Genomic DNA, 12653 nt, shown 5'->3' on the forward strand with positions numbered 1-12653 from the left:
CCGGCTTTCTAGCAGCCTTGCCAGATTTCAACAGCGTGACCGGCAGCGCGTTGCGGAACTTGCACAATCCGCGGATACGCGGGTGCCGCCTGTGCGGACGCGCCGATTTGCTCCAGCATGACCGGACTCGCCAAGGTCCCGCCCGGCTCGGCTGGTGTTGCATCCCTGCCGGACTGGACGAAGGTGCTGAACTCACCATCTTTTCTCGATGCACATCGACTGGTGACTAAAGCCACCGGTGCGTCCGGCGACTGGACCGGCATGACGATCGCCGCGCGATTGAGGAACTGGACCGGATCCACGGGATTCGAGAGCACCACCGTCGCCGACGTCGTAGCCGAAGCCACGGGCAGAGGAGGCAACCCTCCGGACTGGCCCACCACACTGATTTGAGTGATCTGTTGTGTCACCGGGTTTACCGTTGTATTCGTCTGTGCGCCGCTTGGAACCGTTAGGTTCCCGGGGAACAGATCGATCGACGCGGGAATCACTCCACCTCCGCCTGCTTGGAGGAATGTGCCGGAGGAAACCTGGACCTGACCGCCTTGGGAAATGCGTACAAAAGGATTCGACACCGTCGGCTCGACGCTGACATTGCCGCCGGCTGCCGCGTTACTCGCGAGCACGATGCGTTGAGCCGTAATCCGCCCCCCGTCGATTTGGACGGTCCCGCCGATCAAACCAATCACGGCATTACCTTGAAGCGAAGCACCGGGCGAGAGCGCGACGGGCCCGTACGGACCGGACCCCAAAAACCCGAAGGAAATCGGTGTGGCCGTTGAGAGCGTGTTGTCGAACCCGAAGGTGCTGGTCGTGAACACCCGCTGGTCACTGAACTGCACGATATGCGCAGAGCTGAAATAGGCCGATCCCGTAATGTTCAGATTCGCGTTGGGCCCAAAGATGACCCCCGAGGGATTGATGAAGAATAGGTTGGCGTTCAGCGCCTGGATTGTCCCATTGATGTTGGACGGAGACCCACCGATCACCCGGCTGATGATGTTCGACACACCGCCGGGATTGACGAACGCCGCCGTGTTCCCCGCGCCGACCGAAAACTGGTTGAAGCTATGAAACAGGTTCGGGCCGTTTCCTGGTCTGGTGCCGCCGGTGATACTCACCGTGCTACCGGACGAATTCACGGTGGTGCCGAGTCCGCCAGTCCCCAAGGCACCGGGCGTCGGCACAATGTTGGTAGCCTGCCCCCAACAGGGTCCTGCTTGTACGAGCCAGAGGGCGCACAGCGCGCCGAGGCTCCGCACCAGCGCCTGCTGCACGGTCGAGGTCCTGTTCATAATCTCACTCCTTGTCAGAAAGGGGTCGCGCGGCCCCTCTCTTACGCTTCTGCACAAGTAAGATCAAGGCACACGAAAGTATATTAGGAGTCTTGCTAGAGCCGATCCGGCTCAGAAGGCCTCCACGACCAGTTGCAGGTGGACGCCGTGGTCCTGCAGATTGCCCCGCTCTGTGTCGAATTTCTTAAGTTGTTTTCCCCAATACACCTCGAAATGACTTCCCCGCCAGAAATTCCAAATCGCTCCGATACCGACACTGGCTAAGGTCTTCGGAGGCGAATCGGGGGTTTGCACGGTCGTCTGCCAACCATGCCCCACGTCCACAAACGGAGCCAGGAACACAGAATCGACCCCAGCCTTGTTCGTATAGACCGGCACGCGCGCCTCGATGGACCCCATGGCGGCATTATCGCGAATCAACGTGAATTCCCGATATCCACGCACGCTATACCGTCCACCGACCGCCATCTGCTCCAACGGAAACAGGTGGTCGTTTGAAAGCTGCACGACCCCGCGGCTTACGAGCTGAGTACGCATGAACGGCAACAGGCGAATCCATTGCGCCTCGCCCAACCAGGAGAAGAATCTGGCATCCGGCACTTCGGCGCTGCCGTTGGCCGTGGCACCCAATGCACCGACTCCGACGGAAAACCGGGACAAAGCCGTAATGACCTGCTCCGCCGACCTCTGGGCATACTCCTGTCCGAATCGCAGCGCCGTCACCCGGAATTTCCCGCCGCTGGTTCCAGCGGACAGATCCGCCGGCGTCCCGGCGAGGGTCGTTTCATTCCGCTCATGCTCGCCGGTCAACGAGAGTGCGAACTCCCGGTCGACCGCGCGGTAGACAGGATGCCGGACGGTCAGCCCGAGGATTTGGGCCTTATTCTTGATATCCAACACGTCGAATGGGGACTCTTTCACCGCAAAATCAAACCGCCGGTATTGAATCGCCACAGTGGTATCCTGCGGCGTGACGGGAACCTCATACCGGAAATTCAGGATGGGGTTGACGCCGGACGACCGGCCATACTGTAAACTCAGCGTATCGCCGAATCCCAGCAGGTTTTGGTGAGCCAACGTCACAAATCCCTGTTCCGCGCCAACGACCGGCGATTGATAGTTATTGAATTCCAGCCAGGCCTTCAAAGGATTCGCTTCCTTGACCTTCACGTTCAATGTGCTTTCGCCCAGCGCCATTCCGGGAAGAAGTTCGGCATTGATACGCTCGATCCGGGGATTCGCCTGCATGAGCTGTAGCCGATCCTGCAAGCGAACGACATTGAGCGGCGGTCCCGCCGCTTGATTGATACGGCTCTGAAAATAAGCCGCCCGGAACCAGTTGGCTCCTTCGACATTCACTTCACCCAGTTTGCCCTCGACGACCTGGAGCTTCACCACCCCATCGACGACATCCTGCTCAGGAATCACCGCTCCGGAGGTCAGATAACCATGGTCGACGTAGAAGCGAGTGAGGCTCAGCCGTAACGACTCGAGATCGTCGGCAGTCAATTCCCGGTTGCGATAGGGATTCGTTACCTCGGCCAGTTCCCCGGCAGTGAACGCGGTGCTCCCGACCACCTGAATATCCCTGACGAGAATCTTCGCTCCGGTCAGGGGCACACCAGACGGAGCCGGGGGTTGGGGGGCGGGAGGTTCGAGGGCCGGAGGCTGAACCGGAGGCGGAGCCTCAGGAAACTGCGGCGGCTTGGGCGGAAGCGGCGCGAACTGAGCCAAGGCCGTTCCGTATGACACGCCGAAGGCCAGTAGCCCGCCCATCAGGCAGACATAGGCACTCGTCATGTTCCTGCGACCGAGCAACCGGGGTTTGCAATCGCCTTTCCGTTCCTGCAGACTTCCGCACTGCAGATTCGAACTCCTCTCGGAACGGATGTCTCGAATTCTCATCTCCTGCCACGCCATCAAGTCCCCTCCCTCTCACTCATTGGCGGTCACCGAATCTTCGGCGAACCATGTCCGTTTCACATGCACCGTGAAGTCCCGCCGCGGCAAGATATCGCTCCGGCGCATTGGGAAAGACGGCACGCGTCCGCGGCCCTCTTGAAACAGAACCATCGAACCGGCTCATCAGGTGCGCAGGTTCGTCACTACGTATCTCTTATTGGAGAGCAAGCAAAGCGAGGGGACTGCTTATAGCATGTCTAGAGAAAAAATACTCCAGGCTGAGTGGATTTTTCTCCCTTCTCGGAACGCACCAAGTTGAGACATGACCGAACGCCATCATATGTCCCATGACTTCTATGGGCGATCACAGAGAGAAGGGATTCGCATGCGCAGGGAATATTCTGCGAGACAACAAACGTCAGCACATGCAGGGGGGCATAGGCGCGCACAGCCGGCCCCTTGAACCAGCAGAGGGGAATTGTCAGCCGAACAGGCGGGATGCTATAGTGCGGATTCCTATCGGCTCAGCCGAGTCGGCGCAGTCAAACCCTGCGGCGGCATTTACATCAGTGGCGGTGTAGCTCAGTTGGTAGAGCAGCGGACTCATAAGCCGCGGGTCACCCGTTCAATCCGGGTCACCGCCACCATACTTCCCGTTACCACCTCACAGCTGATCCGACACTAGTACCGGAAGATCTCACAGGGAGAATCTCACGCGCGAACACTCTCATCCGAGCGCTTGGCGGAAGCACGTAGTGGTACCTCGCCGACACGCCTGTCGGATCTCCAACACTAATAGTCGATGACTTCTTGGGGTGGACTGCTTCGCTGAAGCAGAAGACCGTCCCGGCTCGACAACTACCCTATCTCTCCTCGGCCCACTCGGTGTTCTCAGGCAAGACGTCAAGCCAAACCAGGCGCAGGAATTTCAGCAGGAACATCGGTTGGGACAGTAGCGGGGAACAGAAACAAGGCACACCAGATGAGCAGAAGCGCCCGCTCATCTGGTCAGAATCCCGGAGGACCTTCGCTCAGCTTACCCGCAACAGCCGGCTTCAAATTGGCGCCGTTGGTAGGCCAGAACGAGGCAGCGTATACAGATCTCCCGAATGGCCTGGCGCCCTTCGTCGTGATAGGCAGTTCGGCGTGTCACAATGTGGCCGCAATCGGCACAACAGCCGGCTGTGGTGTCTTGGATGTCAGGACAGACAGTGCTCATGGCGTTGAACCCTCCTATTTTCCCGAATGGGGGGACGCGAGGTACCGGCCGATCGCACAGCACCGAACAGGGTGCGAAGGCAAGACCCGCCCTGCCGACGCTCTGGAAATGCGGCGGACTGCCGGAGTTCCCGTTGTAACTCCCCGATCCGTCCGGTCAGCTGCTCCACCACACGCTCAAGCTCACTCAATCGCTCAACCATGTACTGTTGATTGTGAGTCATGAAGACACCTCCCTGCTTAGACATTGGCACAATGACGAATCACTCCGATGAGCACGCCCTCAATGGCAAACTCATCCGCCGGGGTGACAACAAACGGGATCATCGCGGCATTGGCGGGATGAAGTTCGATATGGTGGGCTTTGCGAAAATAGGTCTTGATCGTCGCCTCGCGATTAATCAATGCCACGACGATTTGGCCGTTCTGCGCAGTCGCCTGTTTGCGGACCACGACGAGATCGCCCGGAAGGATCCCTTCATCGATCATCGATTCGCCCTTTACGCGCAGAGCGAAGGTCTCTCCTGCGCGCAACATGGTTCGAGGCACTTCGATGAACTCGGATTGTGCAATAGGCTCGATGGGATTGCCGGCGGCGACAATGCCGACCAGAGGAATCTGCGCGGTTCGGGCAAGTTGTGTGATGGCGACTTGAACGGCGCCGCCGATCCGCCGCATCCCGCTTTCGTAGCGGGCGACGGAAACGCGGGTGGTGTGAAGGGCCTCGGCTAACTGTTCCTGGGTCAGCCCGAGTTCTTCTCGAAGACGGCGAAATTGAGCTCCAGTCATCATGTAACCAATGGTTACACATCAACTACGGCCCTGTCAACGCTCTTTTTTCAATTTTCTGGCAATCAGAATCTCCTCCCGCCATGCAGATAGAAACGACAAACATGACACAGGTCATCCCCAGGTAACCGCTGTCTGCCTTTCCTCTTGGCTGAGCTCAAAAACACAGGCACGAGGCACCAATCGGTAATCCATGCTCTGGGGCTGATCGGCCCTAGGACGGTGAAAACCATCGTATGCTAATCCATACGACACTGATCCATGCCACTACATATTGCGTCACAACGAGACAGCCTGGACAATGCACAAAAATTAGGCAAATCGGTCGACGGAATCACTAATACGAGGCAATCTCTGTCTCTTCTTACTCTATCAACAGGGATATCCACAGAACTTGGGGAGAGGATGTTTTCATGCCAGACACCGGCATGAGCGTCGAGAAATGTTGTCTGCCAAAACCATTCTCTTCTGTGCACCGGCTGCCCCTGATTGATTTGATGGTGCTCGCCGGGCCTCAGCGCGTGAACAGACGGCGCGTGGCCACCGAGCCTGAGGATCAGGGCTTTGACTCCCTGCTTCCATCCCGTGGTACCAGATGCAGGGCGCCGGCCTTCATCGCCGCCACCACGACTCCGCCAACCCCAAGCCGGCATTCCATGACCGCAGAACGTGTAACGGTCGCACTCAAGGCGAATCCGCAGTTGATGGTCACTCTTGCCAAGGCACCAAGCGGACTGATTCCCGTGATGATCCCCTTCAGATGATTGCGTGCGCTGCTTGCGGAAGGGCCTCCTTGTTCAAGCACCACATCTTCGGCCCGGATGCAGACGAAGACTTCCGGTCCCAGTTCGTCAGGGTTCAATGCCGTGAGGCGCACCGCCCCGACCTGCACCGTTGCAAGGCCATCACGTGTCTCAACAATGGTCCCCCGCACCACCGTCTCTATACCGACCACCCGCGCGACATCCGCATTGGCCGGCCGGCTGAACACCGCCATCGGCTCACCAGTTTGCAGGACGCTGCCCTTGTCGATGACGGCAATCAAATCCCCCAATGCCAGCGCTTCGGACCAATCGTGCGTCACGATCACCGACGGGAGCGCCTGTTGATGCAACAACGTCCGCAGTTCTCCTCGTAAGTGGACCCGAGTGGGCGCATCGAGTGCCGAGAGCGGCTCATCCAGCAGAAGCAGCTGCGGTTTGGGCGCGAGGGCCCTGGCCAAAGCCACACGTTGCTGCTGCCCTCCGGAAAGTTGAGCGGGCTTCTGGTCTTCCAAGCCTTGCAAACGCAGCAGCGCCACAACCTCTTGAACGCGACGTTCTCGATCCATCGCATTCAAGCCATGAAGACCGTATGAGATGTTGCCGGCGACCGTATACGGAGGGAACAGCGCATAGTCCTGAGACATGAAACCCAGGTGACGCGCCTGCGGAGGCACACGAATTCCCTTTTCCGTGTCCAGCCATGTATGGGAGTTGAATCGGATCGTGCCCCGGTCGGGCCATTCGAGCCCGGCCAGACAACGGAGAATCGTCGTTTTCCCCGAACCGGAAGCACCGAAGAGAATCAGTACTGTGGCAGGCCCCAAGGGATATTGCAGCCGACAGTCCACGGTGAACCCGCTAGGAAAGGCCTTCAAGATGTTGAGCGTCACCTCGTTGCCCATCCCGATCACCCTATGCACCTGCATTTCTGGAATCGAAGCCCACAGCGATCAGAGGCTTGCGCAGCGATGAAATATTGAGCCGCCGAGAGCGGAGGCTGAGCGACGCGTGGCAAATGGTGCGGGCCAGTGAGCCGGCGGGGATGGGTTGCCATTCGTAAGGCAGAATCGCCCGATGGCAACAGTGTCACGGCTGCCGCCACCGAGCTATTGGCTCTATGCGCTCGGTGCCGCAAGAGAGCGAACAGAGTGTCTCGACCGTGAGAAACGGGAGCCGCAATGCTTTCTGCGCCTCCACGGTCATGCCGATTGCCTGCCCAGATCACCAGCTTCACGCCGGCATCGTAGGCAGGCTGTCGGACAGAAATCAACGAGTGTTACTTACCGATCATGACCTCGGTCGCCTTTACAGCAACCGTCACCGAATCGTTCACCTTCAACCCCATATTCTTCACCGACCCTTCGGTGATGGCGGCGACGAACTCCAGGTTCCCCACTTTCACCACGACTTCGGCCATGGCGGCCCCTTCCGTAATCTTCGACACCGTGCCTTGAAATTGATTGCGCGCGCTCAGTTTCATCATGTCCCCCTTAGTGTTTGACGACCATGACCTCGGTCGCCTTGACGAGAGCCACGACCGAGCTGCCGATCCCGATTCCCAGCTCATCGAGGGCATCCCGAGTGATCACGGCCGTGATTTTGTGTGCGCCGATATCAATGTCCACTTGCGCCATGATGGCATCCCGCTTGATCGCTGTCACCCGCCCGGTGAGCTTGTTCCGCCCACTGACGTCCTCGGTGCCCGAACTGTGCTTGCCGAGCCAACGATCCAGCAGTACCCGTTTGAATCGGTATCGGCCTCCGATTTTGGGCGCCTCGATCTTTCCTTCCCAGATGTACCGATAGAACGTCGGCAGCGTCAGGCGAACATATTTTGCCGCCTCCTTCGCTGTCAGGACATCCGAGGGGTGCTGCCGTTTTTTCAATCCCATGGCGCGCCTACGATTCACCTCCCTTCGTTCGGTACGCATGAGCCGCCCGACAGCACGGCATACCCCGAACTATAGATCTGTACCGTGAGAATTGGAGGTGAGATCAGTGAGAATTTAAGGATAGAGGCGGATTGCCGACTCAATTGTCTTTCTGGCGCGAAACCACATGCACGGCCCCCGCCTTTACCGCCGCGACGATCGCAGCACCCGTCGCGAGTTCCATCTCGTCCACGGCCGACCGGGTGACGAGCGCGGTCAGTCCGAACCCACAATCGACGCCCACATGCGCCATGGCCCCCAACATCGTGACACCGGTCACAATCCCGGACAAACTGTTCCTGGCGCTCGTCGCCTCCGGCCGCCCACGCTCGATCGTCACGTCTTCCGCCCGGATGCAGACGAAGACCTTCGCATCCAATGGGTCAGGCGCCATCGCAGTCACAACAACCCCATTGATATCGATACGAACGAGGCCTCCACCCGCCCAAACCACCGTCCCCTTAAGCACGCTTTCCACGCCGACCACCCGCGCCACTTCGGCATTGACGGGCCGACTAAACACGTCCATCGGCGCGCCGATCTGCAACACCTCGCCCCCGCTGACCACCGCCATCACGTCGCCGAGCACCAACGCTTCAGCCCAGTCATGCGTCACGATGATCGAGGGGAGCGCCAATTGGGTCAAGAGAGCCCGCAATTCGTGCCGAAGGTGGAAGCGCGCAGGAATGTCCAACGCCGAAAGGGGCTCATCCAACAGAAGCAGCAACGGACAGGGCGCCACGGCGCGCGCCAGCGCGACCCGTTGCTGCTGTCCACCGGACAATTGCCCCGGCTTCGACCGCTCCAATCCACGCAACTGAAAACTCTCCACGACCTCATCCACCCGCCGCGCACGCGCATGGGCGGGAAGATGCGCCAACCCATAGGCAATGTTGCCCTCTACGGTCAGCGTAGGAAACAGCGCATAGTCTTGTGCCATGTAACCGATCTGGCGATCTTGCGGCGGTACCCGAATACCGTTCGCCGTATCCAGCCACGTTCTGGAAATGAACCTGATGCTCCCCTCCTCCGGCCACTCCAGTCCGGCGAGGGAACGAAGGATCGTCGTTTTTCCGGCCCCCGAAGGACCGAACAGGATCAAAACTGTGGAGGATTCGACAGGGTAGGTCATCTGCGCCCGTATGGGCCGTTGACCGCGGAAGCGCTTGACGAAGTCGACGGCTATTTCTGTGGCCATACCGCCCAGACGTTTCGGTTGAGGGCATAGATCGCCAGCAACACGAGGTAAGAGACCGCCAGGAGAAACAGGGCGGTTTGGGAAGCGGCCTCGTAATTCAACGCCTGGACTTCATCATAGATGTCGATGGAGACCGTCCGCGTCACCCCTTCAAGATTTCCACCGACCATCAGGACCACGCCGAACTCCCCCATCGTGTGGGCAAAGCTCAAGACCGTCCCGGTCACCAGGCCGGCACCGGACAGCGGCACAATCAATCTGAAGAATGTTCTGGCTCTCGACACGCCCAGCGTCCAAGACGCCTCAATCAACCGGCGGTCAACCTGCTCAAATGCCGCAGCAAAGGGTTGAACCGCAAACGGAAGGCTGTAGAGAACGGAGGCGAACAGCAGACCTTCAAACGTAAAAGGAAGCGGGTGCCCAACGAGATCGGCATAGAGCCGGCCGAATGGACTATGTGGTCCGATCGCAACCAGGATGTAGAAGCCGAGTACCGTCGGCGGCAGCACCAATGGTAAGGCCACGACGGACTCAATGATGAACTTCCAGCGCCAACGGGAGAAACTGACCCAGTAGGCGATCGGCAAGCCCACCACCAAGAGGATGAGGGCCGTAAGGCTGGCAAGCTTCACCGTAACCCAGATAGCTAGCCAATTCACGAACGCATCCTGGAATAATTCAGACGCGACCCCATTGTGAAGCCCCCCTCACTTGCAGCGAAATTCCATGCCCCAGCGGTGCCAGGAGGATTCCCCTTCTTGTCCCTCGATGCTGGACACACTGCTGTAGGCCTTTACCTCGCCATCCCGGACGACGCTGTAGCCGTTGGGGCACTTTCGTTCCATCACCTGCACCGCACCGCGGCGATTTGCCGTGCCCAAGGGGCCACCACGATCCTCTCGATACAGGTAGGTCACGATCCCGCCTTGTGAAGACTCCTGGGTCAACATCACCGCCTCGGAGCAACCGCTGCAGACCAAGAAGGCCAGGCTTGCCATCGCTGGCACCGAGGGACTACTCAGGAATCGTAAATCCATATCGGCTCATGATCTCCCGCCCCTGGGGGCCCTGCATAAACTGTATGAACTGCCGGGCTGCCTCCTGCCTCGTGGATTGACGTAAGATGACAGCTCCTTGTTCCAACGGCGGGTGGGCGGTCACCGGAACCTCCCAGTACTGCCCCTTCGCCTTCATGGCCGGGGCCATGGCCAACGAGAGTGCGATGATTCCGGCATCACAGGCGCCTGATTCCACGAACTGGGCGGCCTGCGAGATATTCTCGCCGAGCACCAGCTTATCCTTCACAGCACCAGAAAGCCCTGACTGCTCGAGTGCCGCCATCGCGGCCCGGCCGTAGGGGGCATGTTTAGGATTGGCAATCGCCACCTTCTTTACGCCTGGATCCTTCAGCGCATCAAGCCCCTTGCTGAGATCAAGAGGTGAACTGCCGGGGGTCCACAACACGATTCGACCGACTGCATAGCGATAGAGCGAATCGGGGACGGCCAACCCCGCTTCTTGAAGCTTCTTGGGATAGGCGATGTCCGCCGAAAAGTACAGGTCGAACGGCGCGCCGTTTTGAATCTGGGCAAAGAAGTTTCCCGATGAACCCAGCGACACCTTGACCTTCTGGTCCGTCGATTCCTCGTACACTGACACCAGATCCTTCATGGCAAAATTGAGATCCGACGCGGCAGCGACAAGCAGTTCCGCCGCGCCTGCCACGACGGGACACAGTGCGAGGAGGAGAGCGAAAACCTGCGCAACGAGCTTCATGATGCGACCTCCTCAGAAAAAGATCTGGTATTGGATACGAAACGCATTTTCGATCAGAGTACCCGCATTCCGATCGAGCGGAATATTCCCGGAAGGGAATACGCCTCCCACCGCAGGGAGCGGCGCGCTCCTGCCGATGGCAAAGCCACCCATGCCCATCGCGACGTTGCTGTACGTCAGCATAATTTGGTGATCGTACGTGCCGCTGAGAAACCAATTCAAGGATACGTCGACTTCCTTGATAAGGTCGCCGCCGGAGTTGGTGTCCGGATCCCACCACGCATACCGAGCCGCCACTTCCACTTTTCGCGGAATCAGATAGTAGCCAGATTGCACGTACCAACCGGTGGAGTTGCCGAATTGGTTCGGCGCGAATACCGTACAGGGGCCTCCGGTGGTGGCGGTCTGCATACAGGGCAATCCTTTGTTATGCCGGGTAATGGTCCGGAACCAATACTCAGCTTGTAGTGAAAACCCACGATACTTGAATGCCGAATCGAGCGTCCACGTCGAGAAGTCGACTACGCCCTGCCCCAGCATGCGGCCATTGCCCAAAGCAGCCAACGAGCGCCTGACGCTGAGATTTGCCAAATCAATCCCGACGAAGCCGTTGTTTGTGCTGGTGTCGATCGCCGGATTGTAGGCGTACCCACCGCCCACGGCCCATTGTGGGGTTTCGGAATAGGCGAGATCACCTTCTCCATAGCCGACTCGGCCGAGGATGTTAGCCTGCAGGCGAGCGGTGTACATCAGTTGGTTCACGTTCGTTCGCAGGTTAGCATTCAGGCTCCGCTGGTTCACCTGACAGCCGGCCGGAGACGGGAAAGGATTTCCCCCCGTCTGCCCGCCAGGACAGCCGACAGTCGGCTCCTCGCTGGAAAACTGCGCGAAGCGGTTGATCAACGGACCCGACCCATTGAACACGCCAAAGTAATAATTGACGGGGTAGACCTCCTCGTCGTTCATAATGGTGATACCCACATCCCGACGATTCAGACCGTTGGCCGTGAAGGCATCCATCGCAAGAGCACGACCGGCGAACTGCATGGAAGCCGTCGAGTTGATCTGTGAGCGGTTGAAGTAGGTCTTGAACTGTCCAATTTGGACATTCAACCAAGGGAGGTGCGTACTCGTCACATTCATGTCGAACACCGAAATTGCACCGGGAGCCTGCGCATTCTCCGCCGTCTCACCCGCGAGCTGAATGTAATATTTCAAGTCAGGGCTGAAGAGATGCCCCATGAAATAGAGGCGCGCCGTGCGAAGATTGAACGACGACGCTTCACCAATGCTGCGATTGGACCGATAGTCGCCGAAGACACCGAGCAGCTCAGGGAAATTTTTGGAATCACCGGAATCGCGATAGGCATCGTTCCGCCAACGCTGCGTATACCTGGTCGCAAAACGTGCGCGGATCTTCAGGAAAAAATCGTTGTCGTTCATGGAAAAGTTGAAGCCGCGGTCGTACCAGGCCTTGAAGCTGGGCTGGAGCAGATAGGAACGTTCCTGCGACTCTCGTATGACGTTGTCGAACTCTTCTTGCGAAATCGTCCCTTGCTTGACCGCGCGCTCCAACAGCAACCTTGTCGCCGGATCCATAGTTTCGACGAAAACATATCGACCATCTTTTTCTACAAGCTTGCCGGTGTCGGCAGTCCATGAGGGTGCCGCGCTCAGGCCCAGCCAGAGCATGACAAGGAGGAATACGCCGCACCGCGTACGCAAAGCTCTGCCATCCGTATTGTCATTTTGCATGCATATCTCCAAGAAATATGAGGTC

Annotated in this window: 12 protein-coding genes and 1 tRNA gene; 1 reads left to right on the forward strand and 12 read right to left on the reverse strand. The window is 58.6% G+C overall.

What is annotated here, in order from left to right; translation table 11 throughout:
* Positions 1-8: 8 nt before the first annotated feature.
* The gene (locus KF814_03430) at positions 9-1295 is read right to left on the reverse strand and encodes a filamentous hemagglutinin N-terminal domain-containing protein (GenBank protein MBX3235181.1); all 1287 of its coding nucleotides are present in this window, start codon (positions 1293-1295) and stop codon (positions 9-11) included.
* Between the two features lie 111 nt (positions 1296-1406).
* Positions 1407-3095: a ShlB/FhaC/HecB family hemolysin secretion/activation protein gene (locus KF814_03435; protein ID MBX3235182.1), complete on the reverse strand. Its 1689-nt coding sequence runs from the start codon at positions 3093-3095 to the stop codon at positions 1407-1409.
* 673 nt (positions 3096-3768) lie between these two features.
* Between KF814_03435 and KF814_03440 the strand changes: the two genes are divergently transcribed.
* Positions 3769-3844, forward strand: a tRNA-Met gene (locus tag KF814_03440).
* A gap of 552 nt (positions 3845-4396) precedes the next feature.
* Here the strand turns inward: KF814_03440 and KF814_03445 are convergent.
* From KF814_03445 to KF814_03490, 10 genes are all read right to left on the reverse strand, one after another.
* Positions 4397-4639, reverse strand: coding sequence for a hypothetical protein (locus tag KF814_03445; protein ID MBX3235183.1), 243 nt, complete (start codon positions 4637-4639; stop codon positions 4397-4399).
* Positions 4640-4655: 16 nt separating this feature from the next.
* Positions 4656-5207 carry a transcriptional repressor LexA gene (gene lexA / locus KF814_03450; GenBank protein MBX3235184.1) on the reverse strand — a complete coding sequence of 184 codons (552 nt, stop codon included), beginning with the start codon at positions 5205-5207 and terminating at the stop codon, positions 4656-4658.
* Positions 5208-5760: 553 nt separating this feature from the next.
* Positions 5761-6888 carry an ABC transporter ATP-binding protein gene (locus tag KF814_03455; protein MBX3235185.1) on the reverse strand — a complete coding sequence of 376 codons (1128 nt, stop codon included), beginning with the start codon at positions 6886-6888 and terminating at the stop codon, positions 5761-5763.
* 356 nt (positions 6889-7244) lie between these two features.
* Complete coding sequence (locus KF814_03460) at positions 7245-7448, reverse strand: TOBE domain-containing protein (protein MBX3235186.1); 204 nt, start codon at positions 7446-7448, stop codon at positions 7245-7247.
* A gap of 10 nt (positions 7449-7458) precedes the next feature.
* Positions 7459-7860, reverse strand: a complete 402-nt coding sequence (locus KF814_03465; protein MBX3235187.1) for a TOBE domain-containing protein — start codon at positions 7858-7860, stop codon at positions 7459-7461.
* A gap of 139 nt (positions 7861-7999) precedes the next feature.
* Positions 8000-9097, reverse strand: coding sequence for an ABC transporter ATP-binding protein (locus KF814_03470; protein MBX3235188.1), 1098 nt, complete (start codon positions 9095-9097; stop codon positions 8000-8002).
* Complete coding sequence (gene modB, locus KF814_03475; GenBank protein MBX3235189.1) at positions 9082-9756, reverse strand: molybdate ABC transporter permease subunit; 675 nt, start codon at positions 9754-9756, stop codon at positions 9082-9084. Before modB ends, KF814_03470 begins: the two co-directional genes overlap by 16 nt.
* Positions 9757-9804: 48 nt before the next feature.
* Positions 9805-10134, reverse strand: a complete 330-nt coding sequence (locus tag KF814_03480; protein MBX3235190.1) for a hypothetical protein — start codon at positions 10132-10134, stop codon at positions 9805-9807.
* Positions 10112-10873 (reverse strand): molybdate ABC transporter substrate-binding protein, encoded by a 762-nt coding sequence (gene modA / locus KF814_03485; GenBank protein MBX3235191.1) that lies wholly within the window; start codon positions 10871-10873, stop codon positions 10112-10114. The genes KF814_03480 and modA overlap by 23 nt, the downstream gene beginning before the upstream one ends.
* A 12-nt stretch (positions 10874-10885) precedes the next feature.
* Entirely contained in the window at positions 10886-12628 is a 1743-nt protein-coding gene (locus KF814_03490; GenBank protein ID MBX3235192.1) for a hypothetical protein, read from the reverse strand.
* Between the last annotated feature and the right edge of the window lie 25 nt (positions 12629-12653).

It is taken from the genome of Nitrospiraceae bacterium (assembly GCA_019637075.1).
Classification (GTDB): Bacteria; Nitrospirota; Nitrospiria; order Nitrospirales; family Nitrospiraceae; genus JAHBWI01.